The sequence below is a fragment of the Bradyrhizobium sp. HKCCYLS2038 genome (assembly GCF_051167655.1).
Taxonomy (GTDB): Bacteria; Pseudomonadota; Alphaproteobacteria; order Rhizobiales; family Xanthobacteraceae; genus Bradyrhizobium.
This window is the reverse complement of sequence record NZ_JBNPTM010000003.1, coordinates 691,191-708,760: the sequence shown is the minus strand read 5'-3', so window position 1 is coordinate 708,760 and position 17,570 is coordinate 691,191. Positions and strand designations below refer to the sequence as shown.

The following is a 17,570-nucleotide window of genomic DNA, read 5'->3' as shown; positions in this document are numbered from 1 at the left end:
ATGACCGACGCTGTTCCTGCTCCCAAGCCGCCGCGAACCCTCGGCTTTTTTGAAACTCTCGGCTTTGCGCTGCTGGCCTATGCGGCGTTTGCGATCAGTAGTTGGCTGAGCTTGGTCGCTTTGCTTGCGCTTTACGACGTGCCGGAGGCGGAGCTTTCAAACTCGGGATACTTTCATGCCGTCGTCGTGCTCGGCGCACTGCCTTGCGTCCTGGGCGTTCTTTGGATCGCGGTGCGACGCGCAGGGCGGTCGTTCTCCGAATACCTTGCGCTGACATGGCCTGAGCGCAACGAGATCGTGCTCGCCCTGATCGTCATGTACGTCGTCCTGCAGATGCTGGGCCTGTTGGGTGCTTCGATCGGCGTGTCCTCCGATCCCGGCGTGGTCGCCGAATTCAAGGGCCTGAAAGGTGCGGGTTCGTTGTTTCTCTTTCTCGTCGCCGCCTGCATCGGCGCGCCGATCTTCGAGGAGTTCGCAGTGCGGGGATTTCTGTTCCGCGGCTGGTCGGAATCCCCGGTCAGGCCCGAAGGCGCGATCGTGCTCAGCTCGGCGATTTGGGCTGGGTATCACTTTCAGTACGATCTGTTCGGCAGATTCGAGATCTTCGTCATGGGTCTCGTGCTCGGCTACTTCCGCTACCGCAGCGGCTCGACCTTCCTGCCGGTCGTCGTGCACTCCGCGATCAATCTCGTTATCTGTCTCGCGATCGCCTAGCCGGTGCCGACCAGCGCGATGAACAGCGGCATCGTCAGTGCGGCCAGCACGGTCTGCAGCGAGATGATCTGCGCCAGCAGCGGGGCGTCGCCGCCCATCTGTTTCGCCAGCACATAGGCGCTAGGCGACGTCGGCACCGCGGCGCAGATCGCGACCACCACGAGGCTCGGGCCGGTGACGCCGAACCATCCGGCGAGCCCGATCGCCAGGATCGGCATCAGCACCAGCTTCAGGACGACGCCGAGCGCTGCGGCCGTCCCGGCGCGCCGCAGCCCTTCGAAGTGCAGTCCCGCGCCGCTCACCAGCAGGCCGATCGGCAGCGAGGCCTGGCCGAGCGCGTCGGCGGCGTCGTGCCAGAGCTTTGGCAGCGGCACCTGCGCGACGTTGAGCGTGAGCCCGACGGCGCAGGCCCAGATCAGCGGATTGCGGATGATCGTGGCGGCGATCTCGCCCAGCGAGCGCCGGTTCGGCGAGGCGTAGTGGGCGAGCACGGCCACGCTGAAGACGTTGACCATCGGGATGATTGCGATCATGCCGACGGAGGCCACCGCCAGTCCGGTCGGACCGAACAGGCTGCCGGAGACGCTGAGCGCGACGTAGGTCTGCCAGCGCGTCGCGCCCTGGAAGATCGAGGTGAAAGCCGGTCCATCGATGCCGGAACGCGCGAGCACGGGCCGCAGCGCAAGGCACAGCGCGGACATCGCCAGCATCGCCAGGAACAATGCGCCGCCGATGCCGGCCACCGGCACCTTGCTCAGATCGGCCTTGACCAGGCTCTGCAGCAGCAGCGCGGGGAACAGCACGTAGTAGGTCAGCCGCTCCAGCCCGTGCCATTGCGCGTCGAGACGGATCAGGCTGCGCCGCAGGCCGAAGCCGATCACGATCAGCAGGAACACCGGCGCCAGCGCCGCGATGACCGGTGTCATGACCTACTGGCCCGACCGTCGCAGCGTTGCCAGCCGGTCGAGCGCGCCCTGCAGGATGAAGATCGCGGCATGGGTGTCGATCACCTCGGCACGCCTGGCGCGGCTGACATCCATACCGATCAGCTCGCGCTCGACGGCGGCCGTCGACAGCCGCTCGTCCCACAGGCCGATCGGCAGGTCGGTGAGGCCGGCGAGATTACGCGCAAAGGCGCGCGTCGATTGCGCCCGCGGCCCCTCGCTGCCGTCCATGTTGATGGGGAGGCCCAGGACGAAACCGACCACCTTGCGCTCCGCCGAGATCGCAAGCAGCCGCGCCGCGTCGGCCTTGAACGCCTTGCGCTGGATGGTCTCGACGCCGGTCGCGAGCCGGCGATCGGGATCGGAGACCGCGACGCCGATCGTCTTGGTGCCCAGGTCGAGGCCGACGAGCGCGCCGCGCTCGGGCCAGCGGCCGGCGGCTTCGATGAGGGGGAGAATGGGAGCGGGCATGGCGCGCCGCTTAGCACGCGGGCGTGCATCGGGCCAGCTGGCGCCGCGCATGACTTGAGGGGTTGGCTTGAGTTGTTGGCTCGGGTTGTCGTTGCACTGCGATCGGCCTATATGGAGCATCGTACCGTGAACAGGAGTGGTGCCGTGGATCGCAGGACCAACATTGCCCGCCGGTTTGTGTCCTCTGCCATCACGGTTGCTCATGTCCTCCTTCCTGACGCTCGACGCGGTCGCTGCCGCCACGCCTGACGGTCATTCTCTCTTCCAAAATTTCACACTTTCGATCGGCGCCGAACGCGTCGGTCTGGTCGGGCGCAATGGCTCCGGCAAATCGACGCTGCTCCGGATCATTGCCGGTCTCTCTGAGCCGGCCGCGGGCGAGGTGACGCGAAGCGGGACGCTCGGCCTGCTCGCGCAGCATTGGGAGGACTCGCTGCGCATCGACGAGGCGCTCGGCGTCGCGAATGGCCTTGCAGCCATCGACCGGATCGTCGCCGGGACCGGCGATGACGATGATCTCGCGGGTGCTGATTGGAGCCTTCCGGCCCGGATCGAGCAGGCGCTGATCGATGCCGGTCTTCCCAAGATGGCGCTTGACCGCAGGATCGAGTCCCTCAGCGGCGGCGAGCGCACGCGTATCGGCATCGCGCGGCTGCTGATCGAGGCGCCCGATCTGCTGCTGCTGGATGAGCCGACCAACAATCTCGATGCCGACGGACGCGCCGCAATCGGCCGTCTGCTGCAGCGCTGGCGCGGCGGCGTGCTGGTCGCTAGCCATGATCGTGCGCTGCTCGAGACGATGGACAGGATCGCGGAGCTCACGCCGGTCGGCGTCCACATCGTCGGCGGCGGCTGGTCGATGTTCACGCAGGCGCGCGACGAAGCGCGGGGTCGCGCGGCGGCTGCGTTGGAGCGCGCCGATGCGCGTGTGCGCGACGTCGGGCTTGCCGTGCAACGGCAGCGCGAGGCCAAGGCGCGCAAGGATCGGGCAGGGCGCGCCTTCGCAGAACGCGGCTCGGTGCCGAGAATCATGCTCGGGGCGCGCGCCGAGCGCGCGGAGAATACCGGAGGCCGCTCGCAGCGGCTCGCCGAGCGCCTGATCGGCGAAGCGACCGAGCAGCGCAATCAGGCGCGGCAGCAGGTCGAGGTGCTGACGCCGCTCTCGATGGCGCTGCCGCCGACCGGGCTGGGTGCCGGCACGGAGCTGCTGGTCATGGACGGTGCGCTCGTGACGGCGGGCGACCGCAGCTTCGGCCCCTGGACCCTGCACATCAAAGGGCGTCAGCGGATCGCGGTGACCGGACGGAACGGCGCCGGCAAGACCACGCTGCTGCGCGTTGCCACGGGTGCCATTTCATTATCCGGCGGCACGCTCCGGCGCGCGGAGGGAAGGATCGCGATGCTCGACCAGCACGTCGCGCTGCTCGATCGCGGCGACAGCATCATCGGCAATTTCCGCAGGCTGCATCCGGCGATCAGCCGTGAGGCGGCCCATGCGGCCTGCGCGCGCTTCGCGTTTCGCAACCATGACGCGGAGCAGATCGTGGAGACGCTGTCCGGCGGCGAGCGGCTGCGTGCCGGGCTTGCCTGCACGTTCGGCGGCGAACGGCCGCCATGGCTGCTGCTGTTGGACGAACCGACCAATCATCTCGACGTCCATTCGATCGAGATCCTGGAGCAGTCGCTCAGCGCCTTCGACGGCGCGCTGCTCGTGGTCAGCCACGATCCGTCGTTCCTCGCGGCGATCGGCGTGACCGAGGAGTTCGTGGTCAGGGGCTGACTGACTCGTCACAAGCCGACGAGGTGCGATCGGTGCCGCAACCGAGTCCACCTCTCCGGAAGAGAGACTATCGCCTATGCCGATTTCTGGCTCTCGCGAAGAGTAACCCTGCCAATGAGTGACTCCGTCATGCCCGGGCTTGTCCCGGGCATCCACGCCGCTCCGAGGATGCCGAACGACGTGGATGGCCGGGACAAGCCCGGCCATGACGATGCGGAGGCCGACGAACGCAAAGCCTCAGCCTCGATACACGATAGCCTCAACTCCCGAAGGGAGAGGTAAAGAAAGCACCTACCGGATCGCGATCGGGTTGATGTTGCCCTGGACGCCGCCGCGCCAGCGCGGCTGTCCCAGCACGAACAGGAACTCGTAGCCCTTGTCCTTGGCGAGCTCAGCCGTGTCCATGTTCTCCAGGATGTAGGTGCCGTTCATGGCGAGCAGGATCTGGTGCACCTCGAACAGGTTTTTCGACTCGAACGGGATCGCTTCCACCGCCCAATTGTCGGCGCCGACGGCGACCACGCCCTTCGACGTCAGGTACTTCGCGCCCTCGACGCCCAGGCCCGGCTCGCCAGCCCCATAGCGCTTGTCGTCCTTGCCGACGAGGCCGAGCCAGCCGGTATGGAAGATCACGATGTCGCCCTGGCGGATCTCGACGCCCTGTTTCTTGGCGGCCTCCTCGATCTCCTTGACATTGAACGCCGTGCCCTCCTTGACGACGTCGGTGCCGTAGTAGGCGGCCATGTCGAGCAGCACGCCGCGTGCGACCAGCGGCGGCACCTTCTCGATCCCCAGCTTCTTCAGGCCGGTCGGATCGGCGAAGTCGAGCAGCTTGTTGCCGTTGTAATAGACGTGCTCGATGCCGAGATGACCGAGACCGTCGAGCTGGCTGCCGACGCCGACCCAGCCTTCGACGATGTCGTCATTGTAGGTCGCCTTGTTCGGTCCAAGCCCTGGAATGCCCGCCTGTCCGGGCTGCACCACGGTGATCTTGAACGAGCGCGGCGGATAGGCCGGGGTCTTGCCGTCGATGATCATGCCGAGCGGGTAGGTCTTGCCGGTCTTGACCAGCGAGGCCGCTTTGACCACCAGCTCCGGCGTCATGTAGTTGGCGGCGCCGATCTCGTCGTTCGGCCCCCATTTCGATTTCGTCCAGTCCTGAGCATTCGCTGTCCCGATCGCCCCCATCATGGCAATCGAGCAGCACAACACGAACGCGTTGCGCATCGCATTTCCTCCGACTTGTTGATGTTTGTTGTATTTCGCGCTGGCCAGCGCTGCATCCTAACGTAGTGCGGTACCACCGGACAAAGTGTTTTTATGATGCGTGCGCTGCACAGCGCCCGAACGTCGCATCGGCCGAAATGGCCGTGTTTTGCTGTAGCAATTGATCATTTCGTGCCGTGGAATGCGGCTTGCGGCGGCAACACCGATGCACAATCTCTGGGCGAACAGTGCTACGCCGCGATGTCGCGATCCCGATGGCCGAGGCCTTCCATGAAGGCCGACAGCGCGCTGCTGCAATGTGCCGCGCGGCGGTGGATGAAGAGCGTCTCGACCCGAGCATGGGACGGATCGAGCGCGTGCAGCCCGACGCTGCCGCTCATCGCGTGCCGCGTCACGACCGCGCGCGGCAGCAGCGCGACGCCCATGCCCGCGGCGACGCAGCCGATCATGCCGTCGAGAGTGCCGAGCTCGATGCGAGCCGCAGCGGGCCAGCCAAAATCGTTGAACACCTGCTCGAGCCGCTGGCGATAGGTGCAGCCGGCCCTGAACACCAGGGCGGTCGGCCCGGAGCCCGGTGTCGCGGCGCGCAGCGCGGTCAGACTCTCGAACCGCCGTGCCGTGACCAGCACCAGCTCCTCTTCGAACGCGACGATTCCGGTGAGGTCGGGATGATCGATCGGACCGGCGACGAAGGCACCATCGAGCGTGCCGTCGAGCACACCGGCCACGAGATCGGCGGTTGGCGCGGTGCGCAGGCTCAAGGCCACGGCCGGAAAGCGCCGGTGGAAGTCGGCGAGCCGCGTCGGCAGGCGGACGGCGGCGGTCGTCTCCATCGAGCCGATCATCAGCGGTCCCTGCGGCTCGCCGTCGTCACGCGCGGCCAGCACGGCTTCACGCGACAGCGCCGCGATGCGATCGGCGTAAGGCAACAGGCGCTGTCCGGCGCCGGTCAGGGTCATGCCGCGGCTATGGCGTTCGAACAAGGCGGTGCCGATCTCAGCTTCCAGTGCCTTGATCCTTTGCGTGACGTTGGACTGGACCGTGTTGAGCACCTCCGCGGCGCGCGTGATGCCGCCGGCGCGCGCTACCGCGGCAAAGGTCTGGAGGTCGCTCAGTTCCATGGCCGCTCTCCGTTTTGAATCTGCGATGGCAGAGTTCTCAACTATTCATTTTCAGAGAATGCTAGCCGCGCCTAGTCTCCGCGTCCAGAACGCAGGAGAGTCTTCATGCCGCTGACAACGGCGCTGACGGAGAAGCTCGGCATCGATCATCCGATCCTGCTGGCACCGATGGACTTGATTGCCGATGCGCGGCTGGTGCGCGCGGTCAGCGAAGCCGGCGGCTTCGGCATTCTCGGCGGCGGCTATGGCAATCGCGCGTGGCTCATGCAGGAGACAGCGAAGCTCGATGGCCTGCGTGCGCCGTTCGGCATCGGCTTCATCACCTGGTCGCTGGCGAAGCAGCCCGATCTGCTCGACATCGCGCTGGCGGCCAAGCCCACGGCCGTAATGCTGTCGTTCGGCGATCCCCGGCGCTTTGCGCCCGCGATCAAGCAGGCGGGCGCGCTTCTGATCTGCCAGGTGCAGGATGAGGCCATGGCGGAGCAGGCGCTCGCGGCCGGCGCCGACATCCTGATCGCTCAAGGAACCGAGGCGGGCGGCCATGGCGCCTCGCGCACCACGCTCGACATCGTGCCGGCGATCGTCGATCTCGCGGCTGGCCGTGTGCCGGTGGTGGCCGCCGGTGGGCTCGCGGACGGCCGCGGCCTTGCGGCCATGCTGACGCTGGGGGCCGACGGCGTGCTGCTCGGCACGCGCTTCTATGCCAGCCAGGAAGCTGCGGGAGCCGACGGGGCCAAGCGGCGCATCTGTGCTGCAAAGGCCGGCGAGACGGTGCGCGGCATCATCTTCGACCTGTCGCGCAACACGATCTGGCCGGCCCCGTTCACCGGACGCTGCCTGATCAACGATCATGCGCGGCGCTGGATGGGGCGCGAGGTCGAACTGCTGCAGCAGCTCGAGCGCGTCTCGGCCGACTATGTGAAGGCGAGGGCCGAAGGCAATTTCGATGTCGCAGCCGTCATCGCCGGCGAGGCGGTCGGGCTGATCCATGATATCCCGCCGGCTGCCGAGATCGTCGAGCGGATCGTCGGCGAGGCCGAGCAGATCCTGCAGGGGCGGCGCAACTCATCCGTGCCGCTCCGGAATTCAAAAGAATAAAGAGTGAGGTGAACCATGTGGCCCGATCGCCGCTTCCTGAATCTCGTCAAGACCGAGCACCCGATCGTGCTGGCGCCGATGGCCGGCGTGATGGACGCCGATCTCGTCATCGCAGTCGCGCAAGGCGGCGGGCTCGGTTCGCTGCCGTGCGCGATGCTCTCGGCGGACAAGGCCCGCGAGCAGGTCAAGATCATCCGCCAGCGCGTCTCGGCGCCGATCAACCTGAACTTTTTCTGCCATACGCCGGTGGAGGCCGACGCGGCACGTGAGGCCGGGTGGAAGCGGCGGCTCGGCGCCTATTATGAAGAGTACGGCGTTGATCCCGAGGCTCCGGTCACGGCCGCGAACCGTGCGCCATTCGATGCGGCGATGTGCGCCGTCGTCGAGGAACTGAGGCCAGAGGTCGTCAGCTTCCATTTCGGCTTGCCGGAGCCGGGCCTGCTCGCGCGCGTGAAGGCGACCGGCGCCGTCGTGATGGCGTCCGCGACCGTCGTCCGCGAAGCGGTGTGGCTGGAGCGGAACGGGGCGGACGTGATCATCGCGCAAGGCGCGGAGGCCGGCGGCCATCGCGGCATGTTCCTGACCGACAAGCTCGCCGAGCAGGTCGGTACGATTGCGCTGGTGCCGCAGATCGTCGATGCGGTGAAGGTCCCGGTGATTGCTGCAGGCGGCATCGCCGATGGGCGCGGCATCGCCGCAGCGATCGCTCTCGGCGCCTCCGGCGTGCAGATCGGCAGTGCCTTTTTGCGTTGCCCCGAATCCAAGGTGTCACCGCTGGCGCGCGCCGCTCTCGCCGCGGCCGATGACGAATCGACCGTCATCACCAATGTGATGACCGGCCGGCTCGCCCGCGGCGTCGCCAACCGGCTGATGCGCGAGGTCGGGCCGATCTCGCCGGATGCTCCGGCGTTTCCGCATGCCGCGACCGCGCTCGGCCCGCTCAAGGCGGCCGCGGAGAAGCAGGGCAAGGTCGATTTCACCAATCTCTGGGCAGGGCAGGCGCTGCCGCTGGGGCGTGAGAGACCGGCGGCCGAGCTGACGCGGATGCTGACCGAGCAGGCGCTGACGCAGCTCTCGAAAATGGCGGGCTGGAGGGTGCGGCCCTTGCGGGCCCCCTGAAAACCTTGGACGCTGCCGGTTGCGGCGCGAAAGCGGGCTCTGCTATAGGGCGGGTTCACTGTTTCCCGTGAGGCCCTATATAATGTCGGTCGATGCCGCCACCGTCCGCAAGATCGCGCAATTGGCGCGGATCGCTGTCACTGACGCCGAGGTCCCGCATCTGCAGGGCGAGCTCAATGCGATGCTGGCCTTCGTCGAGCAGCTCTCGGAGGTCAATGTCGAGGGCGTCGAGCCGATGACCTCGGTGACGCCGATGGCGATGAAGAAGCGCCAGGACGTCGTCACCGACGGCGACATCGCCGACGACATCGTCAAGAACGCGCCGATGACCGAGAACAACTTCTTTCTCGTGCCGAAGGTCGTGGAATAGCCAGAGGAGATCCGCGCGTTCGTCGCGCGTCCGCTCCTTCAAACCGACAAGCGAGCCAACGCCATGTGCCTGCTCTGCGACGATGAAGCGGCCTACAAGGCCTATATGGATTATCTCGACGCGATGGAGCGGCAGGGCAAGGCCGCCGATCCGGACAAGACCGTGAACGAGATCCTCGACCAGCTCGAGGCGGCCAATGCCACCAAGGCCGATGCGAAGAAGAACAAGTTCTTCGCCGACGACCCGGCCGACGACAAGACGCTTTCTCCCTTCTTCTGCAGCCCGATCAACAAATGACCGATTTGACTTCCCTGACGCTCGCCGAGGCCCGCAAGGGCCTCGCGGACAAGACCTTCACGTCGCTCGAGCTGACCGACGCCCATCTCAAGGCGATCGAGGAGGCACGGGCGCTCAACGCCTTCGTGATGGAGACGCCGGACCAGGCGCGCGCGATGGCGCGCGACGCCGACGCCAAGATCAACAAGGGCGAGGGCGGGCCGCTGGCCGGCATTCCGCTCGGGATCAAGGATCTGTTCGCCACCAAGGACGTCCGCACCACCGCGTGCTCGAAGATCCTCGGCAATTTCGTGCCGACCTACGAGTCGACGGTGACCTCGCAGCTGTGGCGCGACGGCGCGGTCATGCTCGGCAAGCTCAATAATGACGAGTTCGCGATGGGCTCGTCCAACGAGACCTCGTGCTTCGGCCCGGTCGGCAACCCCTGGCGCCGCGAGGGCTCCAATACCACGCTGGTGCCGGGCGGCTCGTCCGGCGGCTCGGCCTCGGCGGTGGCGGCGCTGCTCTGCATGGGCGCGACCGCGACCGACACCGGCGGCTCGATCCGCCAGCCCGCGGCGTTCACCGCCACCGTCGGCATCAAGCCGACCTATGGCCGCTGCTCGCGCTGGGGCATCGTCGCCTTCGCTTCGTCGCTCGACCAGGCCGGCCCGATCGCGCGCTCCACGCGCGATGCCGCGATCCTGCTGCGCTCGATGGCCGGCCACGACGAGAAGGACACGACCTCGGTCGACGTCCCCGTGCCGGACTACGAGGCTTCGATCGGCAAGTCCGTGAAGGGCATGAAGATCGGCATTCCCAAGGAGTATCGCCTCGACGGCATGCCGGCCGAGATCGAGAAGCTGTGGGCCGAGGGCGCGGCCTGGCTGAAGGCGGCCGGCGCCGAGCTCGTCGAGGTGTCGCTGCCGCACACGAAGTACGCACTGCCGGCGTATTACATCGTCGCGCCGGCGGAAGCGTCCTCGAACCTCGCCCGCTACGACGGCGTCCGCTACGGATTGCGCGTGCCCGGCAAGTCCATCGGCGAGCTGTACGAGAACACCCGCGCCGAAGGGTTCGGGCCCGAGGTGCGGCGCCGCGTGATGATCGGCACCTATGTGCTGTCGGCCGGCTATTATGACGCCTATTACATCCGGGCGCAGAGAGTTCGCACCCTCATCAAGAAGGACTTCGAGGACTGCTTCGCCAAGGGCGTGAACGCGATCCTGACGCCGGCGACGCCGTCGGCCGCCTTCGGCATCGGCGAGAAGGGCGGCGCCGATCCGGTCGAGATGTATCTCAACGACATCTTCACGGTGACGGTGAACATGGCCGGCCTTCCCGGCATCGCGGTGCCGGCCGGCAAGGATGCGCAGGGCCTGCCGCTCGGGCTGCAGCTGATCGGCCGTCCGTTCGACGAGGAGACGCTGTTCTCGCTCGGTGAGGTCATCGAGCAGGCGGCGGGACGCTTCACGCCGGTCCGGTGGTGGTAAGCGTCGCCGATTTCAAGACGAGCCTCGCGGGCGACGCGCCCGCGGCCGGGCTCACGCCCGTGCTGACCGGCCTGTGGTGGCTGGCGAAGGGCGACTGGGACCGCGCGCACAGGATCATCCAGGACGAGACCGGCCGCGACGCGGCCTGGGCGCACGCGCATCTGCATCGCGTCGAGGGTGACCTCGGCAATGCCGCCTACTGGTATCGCCAGGCTGGGCAGCCGGCGGCAATAGATGCGTTGGATATTGAATTCGAGCGGATCGTCTCCGCGCTGATGGGGAGTTGAGGGCCATGACGGCAACCAGCGGCAAGCTGATGAAGGGTGCCACCGGCGACTGGGAGGTCGTGATCGGCATGGAGATCCATGCCCAGGTCACCTCGAAGTCGAAACTGTTCTCCGGTGCTTCCACCGCCTTCGGCGGCGATCCGAATACCCACGTGTCGCTCGTCGACGTCGCGATGCCGGGCATGCTGCCGGTCATCAACGAGGAGTGCGTGCGCCAGGCCGTGCGCACCGGGCTCGGGCTGAACGCCAAGATCAACCTGCGCTCGGTGTTCGACCGCAAGAACTATTTCTACCCCGACCTGCCGCAGGGCTACCAGATCAGCCAGTACAAGGACCCGATCGTCGGCGAGGGCGAGGTCACGGTCGAGCTCGACGGCGGCAGGACCGCCACTGTTGGCATCGAGCGCCTGCACATCGAGCAGGATCCCGGCAAGATGCTGCACGACCAGTCGCCGTCGCTGTCCTATATCGACTTCAACCGGTGCGGCGTGGCGCTGATGGAGATCGTCTCCAAGCCGGATATCCGCGACGCCGAGCAGGCCAAGGCCTATGTCACCAAGCTGCGCTCGATCATGCGCTATCTCGGCACCTGCGACGGCGACATGGAGAAGGGCTCGCTGCGCGCCGACGTCAACGTCTCCGTGCGCAAGCCGGGCGGGCCGCTCGGCACCCGCTGCGAGATCAAGAACATCAACTCGATCAGCTTCATCGGCCAGGCGGTCGAGGCCGAGGCGCGGCGCCAGATCGAGATCATCGAGGACGGCGGCGTGATCGAGCAGGAAACCCGCCGGTTCGATCCCGACAAGGGCGAGACGCGCTCGATGCGCTCCAAGGAGGAGGCGCATGACTACCGCTACTTCCCGGACCCGGACCTGCTGCCGCTGGAGTTCTCGCAGTCCTTCGTCGACGAGCTGAAGGCCGCGCTGCCGGAGCTGCCGGACCAGAAGAAGGCGCGTTTCATCGCCGATCTCGGTCTCACGCCCTACGACGCCTCGGTGCTGGTGGCCGAGCGCGAGAGCGCGGCGTTCTATGAAAGCGTGCTGGCGGCGCTGTCCGACCGGGCGCGCGACGGCAAGCTGGCGGCCAACTGGGTGATCAACGAGCTGTTCGGCCGGCTTAACAAGGAGGGGCGCGACATTGCGTCCTCGCCGGTGTCGGCGAGCCAGCTCGCGGCCATCGTCGCGCTGATCGGCGAGGGCACCATCTCCGGCAAGATCGCCAAGGATCTGTTCGAGATCGTCTGGAGCGAAGGCGGCGATCCGCGCGCGCTGGTCGAGAGCCGCGGCATGAAGCAGGTCACCGACCTCGGCGCGATCGAGAAGGTCGTCGACGAGATCATCGCGGCCAACCCAGACAAGGTCGCACAGGCCATCGCCAAGCCGCAGCTCGCCGGCTGGTTCGTCGGTCAGGTGATGAAGGCGTCGGGCGGCAAGGCCAACCCGCAGGCGGTCAACGATCTGCTGAAGAGCAAGCTCGGCATCTGAACGGCGATCGTTCGTCTTCGTTCCGACGGCGCGCACATGGTGCGCGCCGTTTTTGTTTGCCCCTCGCGTTCCGCGAATCGCCGCACGCGATTCGCAGAAAAGCCACCTTTGGCGAGCGCTCGAACGGACACGAGGGCGTGTACGATGAAAATTTTTTCGTTGCCAAAATTTACGACTCAGAGTCCGCGCGCACCTCTCGCCGCATGAGTCTGCGCGCCGCTCCACGCATCGCGCGAGTCTCGCCGCCTTATGCAGTCGTTCGGGAATGGCTTGTAGCGCAGGCTTTTCTTGCGATGGCTATTAGTAGCAGGTGTTGGCCTGCTGACATCGACGATCGCGAATTCGTCGTCGAGCGCCGCTCTGCTTCGCGCCTTGCGCCAGCCGTGCGCGCGCGTGGCTGTCAACACTTCCTTAAGCCGGAAGCTGTTTTTTTTCACTCGTTGGTGTATCGATGTGGAGTGCATCTCGATTCCCGAGTGCACGCATCGACTAAGCCATCTCACATCGGAGGGCAACATGGCCAAGAAAGCGAAGAAGGCGAAGAAGGCAGTGAAGAAGGTCGCGAAGACCGCTGCGAAGAAGACTGCCAAGAAGACCAAGAAGGTCGCCAAGAAGAAGTAACTCTCGCAGTCCCTGCGAGATGAGTCCGGCAGCTGATGCCGGCACGTCGTTGGAACGAAGGTCGGCAGCGCTCCTCCGGAGCCGGCGGATCTCCTGAAGCTCCAACAGACGATAGAGGGTGTCGGCGAGACATCAGGTCAACGGTCGGATCGAACTTGAGGGCGGCTTCGCTCGCAATCCGGTCCGGCAGAAGAAACAGGATTTCTTCGTTCGGTGCAGATCGCCATTCGGTCTGCAATCTCACCAGCGGCTAACAGCCCCATCGGCTAACAGCCAGTGTGAGATCTGGTCCTGACGTGTTCGCCGACGCCCTCGATCCTGGCCGCGCCCGATGGCCGCGCGCCCGACATGTTCCTCCCATTTCGACAATCAGAGAGCCAGGCGGCGGATCAGCTCGCCGCGCGATGATCGCTGCGGCAGCGAAGCCCCCGAGCTTCGGCGCGAGCATGCGCGATTGCAGGCTGGTGCTGGCGGCTGCGCTCCTCGTGCGGTCCCGGCGCGCACGTGCCGGCGGTTGCAACGGCGGCGCCATCGCGTTTTGCGGATGGTTAGAGGTTTGCCAAACAGAACGGTAAACCGGTTCTCACCGCTTCAGAAAAATCAATCCCGATCAAGCGCTTGCGCGACGGCCGGAAAGATCGGGCGGTTTCCGTTCAGGTTTCTTTCAGCACGATGCTTAAACTGCCCTTCAAACTTGATCGGCCATCCTTCGCGCATAAGCCGTCAAACGGCATGGGGACTAACCAGGCGTTGAACAGTTGGACGGGGGCAGAGCTCGGGATGCGAGCCGCCTCCTTGAATGAAGGAGAGCGACGATGTTTCAGGGACAACTCGATTTCGTTGATGTGACCACCGCCGAGCAGGGCGCCAATGGCGACGTGCTGTTCGATCTCGGCATGCTCTATGCGAGCGGCCGCGATGGCGTGGTCGATCTGATCGCCGCGCACAAATGGTTCAATCTCGCCGCCCTCAGGGGACGCGCCGACGCCGTCGCGATGCGCCGTGAGATCGCCGAGCAGATGTCGGAAGCCGAGATCGCCGCGGCGCAGCGCGAAGCGCGGGCCTGGATGACGGCGCACTGATCATCTGGTCCGGCTCAGCCCTCGTCGACAATGAGGGCGAGGTCGGCCAAGCCGTGACGCCGCGTCGAGATCCGTTCGCGGGGTGATCGGCTGAGATCGGGCTGAGATCCATGGGGGCGTCGAGAGCAAGCCTCGTCGTCTGCCGCCAAATCTCCTATCTGTCCGCGCAAGTGATTCACGGTGGCGGGATCGATGGGCATGAGGCAGGCGCGGCAGCGACAGGCGGGACGGCAGGAATTGATCGACTGCCATGACTGCGGGAACGGCGTGTCGTTCAGCGCAGCTGCGTGTCCGCATTGCGGATCGACCGAGCCGGCCGGGCCTCTGATGCAGAGCCGGCGCGAGTTGCGGCGGTTGCGGGTCGAGGCCACCAACGACAAGCGTCTCGTCGTCGTGACCGCGCTGTGTGCTGGTCTCGGCACATTGTACGGCGCGGTGATGGGGGCAGGAGGGACATCGTCCTGGTGGGCGGCGCTCGGCTACGGCTTCGTCGGCGCCGTCATCGGCGTGCCCGCCGCCTTCGTGATCAATATCAGCAGGAACCTGTTCGACTGAGGCTCGCTTCGGATGGGGGCGGGCGGCCGTCGTCACTCGAGACTCGGTCAATGCACGCGCCTGCGCCGAAGGCTGCGGTCCAGGCTATCCTGGGCGCATCTGCCGCTTGCGGTGCGGCGCCGAGTGGGGCATACGGAGCACAGCCGGAGACGTGGCCGAGTGGCTGAAGGCGGCGGTTTGCTAAACCGTTATAGGGTTGTAAAGCCCTATCGAGGGTTCGAATCCCTCCGTCTCCGCCAGATCTCGTCTCCGCAGATCTCGGACGGTTGGACCCCGGACGGTTGAGATTGTCCGACCTTCAGCCTGCACGACATTTTGGCTGTTCTGCGATCGGGCCGTCCCCACATTCATCAGCCGAACAGTCAGGCTCTCCAACATCGAGAGCAGGCGGATCAGGCCATCGGTCTCTCGATTGTCGTTGTCGCCGCCCAGGACAAGCGATGTACGATTCGAGTCGCCGCGCCGCATGGCCGCCTCACGCGAGGACGGTCAGACACTTTGGTCCCGGTCGAGAAAGCTGGGCGACTCGTCCGTGCTCGGGCTCATCTCGAACCGATCGACGTTTTGAATTTTGCGGTCTGCTCTCGGGAGCGCGCCTGCCGTGTCCGGCGAGCAACACCACGGCACCCAAGGCCGGGCTTTGCCACCTCGTGGCGATTCTGCCCGCGCGACCTGATTCCGGCTCATATCGGCCCACGGTGTGCCCCTTCCGCAATCTCAAGTGGACCCGCTCCCGGCTCAACGATGAACGCGGGATTGCGTTGCGCCGGGTTTCTGCCGTCATCAAGGCTGCTAAAAAAGCTATATAAAACAGTTGCTTAGATCGATCGCCGAGCGAAATTTTGCGGTGCCGCGTACCCACATCCACTGTTGCTGGCGGGCCACATCGTGTGTCCATTCGATGGCACCAATGCACAAACCGTTTTGCTTACCAAACGAGCGAAGGCATAGTTCCTCGTGACGGTGGGGGGTTACTCGATCGTCCCGTTACAGAGGTTTCGCTAAAGTCCCTCGCGTGATGCGGGAGTGTCCGATGGCGCGAAGCGGCTGAAGCGGTTTTTCGGGATGGGAGAAGCGGATCGTCCTGGGGGATCTTGATCCGGAATTTCCCAAGAGAGCAACTTGGAGGTTTAACATGAAGACGGTTAAGAGCCTTATCCTCGGCTCAGCGGCGGCCCTGTTCGCCATGAGCGGAGCCCAGGCGGCCGACCTTCCGATCAAGGCCAAAGCGGTCGAGTATGTGAAGGTTTGCTCCCTGTATGGTGCGGGATTCTACTACATCCCCGGCACTGACACCTGCATCAAGCTCGGCGGCTACGTTCGCGCCGACTACACTGGCGCGGGCGGCGACTATGGTTTCATGCAGAGCTCGGGCACCGGCAACGGTGGTTCGAACAATCGCCTGACCAACTACTGGACCACTCGCGCTCGTATGGACTTCAACGTCGATACGCGCACGGCGACCGAGTACGGCGTGGTTCGCACCTTTGCCGACATGGTCTTCACGGTGGATAGCGGCACGGCTGGTGCTGGCGCCGCAGCGGGCCTCGGTTTGTACCATGCGTTCATCCAGTTCGCTGGATTCACGTTCGGTCGCACGGTCTCGATCTTCGACATGCCGTGGCAGGGCTATCCGGCTGGCGGTCCCGACACCGTTCCGGGCGGCAGCAACCACGTGACCGGTATCAACCAGGTCGCCTACACGGCTGACTTCGGCCAGGGCGTCACTGCTTCGATCGCGCTGGAAGATCCGACCACTCCCGGTAACGGCCAGGCGAACGTCTTCAATACGTCGCTCCCTCTGACCGCCGGTCAGTTCCAGAGCGGCATCTACGGCACCAACAGCTGGGGCGGTTCGCGTTCTCCTGACATCGTCGGCGCCGTCCGCGTCGACCAGGCTTGGGGTCTCTTCCAGTTCGGTGTTGCCGCGCACGACATCCACCCGACCTTCTACGGCACGACCGAAACCACAGGTCATCCGAGCGACAAGTGGGGCTGGGCGGTTCAGGCTGGCCTGTCGATCAAGAACATCCCGACGGGTCCGGGTGACTCGATCAACATGCAGGCGGTCTACGCCGACGGTGACATCCACGCCGTTCTCGGCAATATCGCTTGGCCGCTGAACTTCGGCATGTACAGCGGTTCGACCACGGCCTACCAGAGCGTCGGTTTCGCCAGCTTGGTGGACGGCGTGTTCGGTGCCGCGGGTACCCAGATCGAGACCTCCAAGGCCTGGGGCTTCCGCGGTGGCTACACCCACAACTGGAGCCCGAACTGGGCGACCGGCGTCTACGGTGGCTATGCTCAGGTGCGTTATGGTGCCGCGGGTGCTGCGCTGATCTGCAACAACTTCGCGACCCTTGGCCCGTCCGTGGGTGCAGTCTGTAACCCGGACTTCAACGTCGCGACTGTCGGCGCCAACGTTGTCTGGACCCCGGTCAAGAACCTGGCGTTCACGGCTGACGTGCACTGGATGAACCTCGACCAGAAGTACTCCGGCACGATTTCGGGTGCGAACACGGCGGTTGCCGCGTTCGGCAAGCCGGCGGCCACGTACGAGCTGAAGGACCAGAACTCGCTGAACTTCCTGCTGCGCGCTCAGCGTAACTTCTGATCCTCGTCATCCGACGGTGATCGAACAGACCCCCGGCAGGCAACTGCCGGGGGTTTTTGTATGCGCCGGTAAGATCCAAGTGGCAGTGGCGGTCGCGTCCACCGTCGCCTGAAGAGCCTGTCCGACCCATGCCCGGGCGCGGCACGACGGAAGGCCCTGGCACGGCGGAAATTCGTCGGCCGGCTGATCGATTCCGGTGTGGCGTGGACTTGTGGCAGGCACGCCCAAATTCGCGCTGGCCAAAGCTGGGTCAGGCCCGGGGCGCGCCATCTTCCTGAACAGGGACTATTCTTGCGAGCCGCTCGCAGTTCACG

At 65.6% G+C, this 17,570-nt stretch carries 17 protein-coding genes and 1 tRNA gene; 13 read left to right on the top strand and 5 right to left on the bottom strand.

The window, feature by feature from the left end:
* Positions 1-714 (top strand): CPBP family intramembrane glutamic endopeptidase, encoded by a 714-nt coding sequence (locus tag ACQR1I_RS17165; protein ID WP_434866774.1) that lies wholly within the window; start codon positions 1-3, stop codon positions 712-714.
* Here ACQR1I_RS17165 and ACQR1I_RS17160 read toward each other — a convergent pair.
* Both ACQR1I_RS17160 and ruvX read right to left on the bottom strand, forming a co-directional pair.
* Positions 711-1,640, bottom strand: a complete 930-nt coding sequence (locus tag ACQR1I_RS17160) for an AEC family transporter (RefSeq protein WP_434866775.1) — start codon at positions 1,638-1,640, stop codon at positions 711-713. The two genes, ACQR1I_RS17165 and ACQR1I_RS17160, sit on opposite strands and share 4 nt — an antisense overlap.
* 3 nt (positions 1,641-1,643) lie before the next feature.
* Positions 1,644-2,129, bottom strand: a complete 486-nt coding sequence (gene ruvX, locus ACQR1I_RS17155; protein ID WP_434866776.1) for a Holliday junction resolvase RuvX — start codon at positions 2,127-2,129, stop codon at positions 1,644-1,646.
* Positions 2,130-2,331: 202 nt separating this feature from the next.
* Between ruvX and ACQR1I_RS17150 the strand changes: the two genes are divergently transcribed.
* Positions 2,332-3,909: an ABC-F family ATP-binding cassette domain-containing protein gene (locus ACQR1I_RS17150; RefSeq protein ID WP_434866777.1), complete on the top strand. Its 1,578-nt coding sequence runs from the start codon at positions 2,332-2,334 to the stop codon at positions 3,907-3,909.
* 291 nt (positions 3,910-4,200) lie between these two features.
* Here the strand turns inward: ACQR1I_RS17150 and ACQR1I_RS17145 are convergent, their stop codons facing one another.
* The gene (locus ACQR1I_RS17145) at positions 4,201-5,136 is read right to left on the bottom strand and encodes a cyclase family protein (RefSeq protein ID WP_434866778.1); all 936 of its coding nucleotides are present in this window, start codon (positions 5,134-5,136) and stop codon (positions 4,201-4,203) included.
* A 230-nt stretch (positions 5,137-5,366) separates the two neighbouring features.
* Positions 5,367-6,257, bottom strand: coding sequence for a LysR substrate-binding domain-containing protein (locus tag ACQR1I_RS17140; protein WP_434866779.1), 891 nt, complete (start codon positions 6,255-6,257; stop codon positions 5,367-5,369).
* Positions 6,258-6,362: 105 nt separating this feature from the next.
* Between ACQR1I_RS17140 and ACQR1I_RS17135 the strand changes: the two genes are divergently transcribed.
* The 7 genes from ACQR1I_RS17135 (at position 6,363) to gatB (ending at position 12,384) form a co-directional block, all read left to right on the top strand.
* Complete coding sequence (locus ACQR1I_RS17135) at positions 6,363-7,355, top strand: NAD(P)H-dependent flavin oxidoreductase (RefSeq protein ID WP_434866780.1); 993 nt, start codon at positions 6,363-6,365, stop codon at positions 7,353-7,355.
* 15 nt (positions 7,356-7,370) lie between these two features.
* Positions 7,371-8,474: an NAD(P)H-dependent flavin oxidoreductase gene (locus tag ACQR1I_RS17130; protein ID WP_434866781.1), complete on the top strand. Its 1,104-nt coding sequence runs from the start codon at positions 7,371-7,373 to the stop codon at positions 8,472-8,474.
* An 82-nt stretch (positions 8,475-8,556) separates the two neighbouring features.
* A complete protein-coding gene (gatC, locus tag ACQR1I_RS17125; protein ID WP_315804081.1) occupies positions 8,557-8,844 on the top strand; it encodes an Asp-tRNA(Asn)/Glu-tRNA(Gln) amidotransferase subunit GatC in 288 nt (95 codons plus the stop codon).
* A 63-nt stretch (positions 8,845-8,907) separates the two neighbouring features.
* Positions 8,908-9,141, top strand: a complete 234-nt coding sequence (locus ACQR1I_RS17120; protein ID WP_434866782.1) for a hypothetical protein — start codon at positions 8,908-8,910, stop codon at positions 9,139-9,141.
* Positions 9,138-10,613 carry an Asp-tRNA(Asn)/Glu-tRNA(Gln) amidotransferase subunit GatA gene (gene gatA, locus ACQR1I_RS17115; protein WP_434866783.1) on the top strand — a complete coding sequence of 492 codons (1,476 nt, stop codon included), beginning with the start codon at positions 9,138-9,140 and terminating at the stop codon, positions 10,611-10,613. The genes ACQR1I_RS17120 and gatA overlap by 4 nt, the downstream gene beginning before the upstream one ends.
* Positions 10,604-10,900, top strand: a complete 297-nt coding sequence (locus ACQR1I_RS17110) for a hypothetical protein (RefSeq protein ID WP_434866784.1) — start codon at positions 10,604-10,606, stop codon at positions 10,898-10,900. Before gatA ends, ACQR1I_RS17110 begins: the two co-directional genes overlap by 10 nt.
* Before the next feature lie 5 nt (positions 10,901-10,905).
* The gene (gene gatB, locus ACQR1I_RS17105) at positions 10,906-12,384 is read left to right on the top strand and encodes an Asp-tRNA(Asn)/Glu-tRNA(Gln) amidotransferase subunit GatB (protein WP_434866785.1); all 1,479 of its coding nucleotides are present in this window, start codon (positions 10,906-10,908) and stop codon (positions 12,382-12,384) included.
* 176 nt (positions 12,385-12,560) lie between these two features.
* Here gatB and ACQR1I_RS17100 read toward each other — a convergent pair whose 3' ends face one another.
* The gene (locus ACQR1I_RS17100; RefSeq protein ID WP_434866786.1) at positions 12,561-12,848 is read right to left on the bottom strand and encodes a hypothetical protein; all 288 of its coding nucleotides are present in this window, start codon (positions 12,846-12,848) and stop codon (positions 12,561-12,563) included.
* Between the two features lie 972 nt (positions 12,849-13,820).
* Here ACQR1I_RS17100 and ACQR1I_RS17095 point away from each other — a divergent pair.
* From ACQR1I_RS17095 to ACQR1I_RS17080, 4 genes are all read left to right on the top strand, one after another.
* Positions 13,821-14,087: a hypothetical protein gene (locus ACQR1I_RS17095; protein ID WP_434866787.1), complete on the top strand. Its 267-nt coding sequence runs from the start codon at positions 13,821-13,823 to the stop codon at positions 14,085-14,087.
* A 198-nt stretch (positions 14,088-14,285) separates the two neighbouring features.
* Entirely contained in the window at positions 14,286-14,642 is a 357-nt protein-coding gene (locus ACQR1I_RS17090; protein ID WP_434866788.1) for a hypothetical protein, read from the top strand.
* A 145-nt stretch (positions 14,643-14,787) separates the two neighbouring features.
* Positions 14,788-14,881: transfer RNA gene (locus ACQR1I_RS17085), tRNA-Ser, on the top strand.
* Positions 14,882-15,777: 896 nt separating this feature from the next.
* Positions 15,778-17,256, top strand: a complete 1,479-nt coding sequence (locus tag ACQR1I_RS17080) for a porin (RefSeq protein WP_434866789.1) — start codon at positions 15,778-15,780, stop codon at positions 17,254-17,256.
* The last annotated feature ends 314 nt before the right edge of the window (positions 17,257-17,570 follow it).

Bases quoted from the DNA above. Each gene is read 5' to 3' on its own strand.
- ACQR1I_RS17165 (WP_434866774.1), top strand. From the start codon at position 1: ATGACCGACGCTGTTCCTGCTCCCAAGCCGCCGCGAACCCTCGGCTTT.
- ACQR1I_RS17160 (WP_434866775.1), bottom strand. From the start codon at position 1,640: ATGACACCGGTCATCGCGGCGCTGGCGCCGGTGTTCCTGCTGATCGTG.
- ruvX (WP_434866776.1), bottom strand. From the start codon at position 2,129: ATGCCCGCTCCCATTCTCCCCCTCATCGAAGCCGCCGGCCGCTGGCCC.
- ACQR1I_RS17150 (WP_434866777.1), top strand. From the start codon at position 2,332: ATGTCCTCCTTCCTGACGCTCGACGCGGTCGCTGCCGCCACGCCTGAC.
- ACQR1I_RS17145 (WP_434866778.1), bottom strand. From the start codon at position 5,136: ATGCGCAACGCGTTCGTGTTGTGCTGCTCGATTGCCATGATGGGGGCG.
- ACQR1I_RS17140 (WP_434866779.1), bottom strand. From the start codon at position 6,257: ATGGAACTGAGCGACCTCCAGACCTTTGCCGCGGTAGCGCGCGCCGGC.
- ACQR1I_RS17135 (WP_434866780.1), top strand. From the start codon at position 6,363: ATGCCGCTGACAACGGCGCTGACGGAGAAGCTCGGCATCGATCATCCG.
- ACQR1I_RS17130 (WP_434866781.1), top strand. From the start codon at position 7,371: ATGTGGCCCGATCGCCGCTTCCTGAATCTCGTCAAGACCGAGCACCCG.
- gatC (WP_315804081.1), top strand. From the start codon at position 8,557: ATGTCGGTCGATGCCGCCACCGTCCGCAAGATCGCGCAATTGGCGCGG.
- ACQR1I_RS17120 (WP_434866782.1), top strand. From the start codon at position 8,908: ATGTGCCTGCTCTGCGACGATGAAGCGGCCTACAAGGCCTATATGGAT.
- gatA (WP_434866783.1), top strand. From the start codon at position 9,138: ATGACCGATTTGACTTCCCTGACGCTCGCCGAGGCCCGCAAGGGCCTC.
- gatB (WP_434866785.1), top strand. From the start codon at position 10,906: ATGACGGCAACCAGCGGCAAGCTGATGAAGGGTGCCACCGGCGACTGG.
- ACQR1I_RS17100 (WP_434866786.1), bottom strand. From the start codon at position 12,848: ATGCACTCCACATCGATACACCAACGAGTGAAAAAAAACAGCTTCCGG.
- ACQR1I_RS17095 (WP_434866787.1), top strand. From the start codon at position 13,821: ATGTTTCAGGGACAACTCGATTTCGTTGATGTGACCACCGCCGAGCAG.
- ACQR1I_RS17090 (WP_434866788.1), top strand. From the start codon at position 14,286: ATGAGGCAGGCGCGGCAGCGACAGGCGGGACGGCAGGAATTGATCGAC.
- ACQR1I_RS17080 (WP_434866789.1), top strand. From the start codon at position 15,778: ATGAAGACGGTTAAGAGCCTTATCCTCGGCTCAGCGGCGGCCCTGTTC.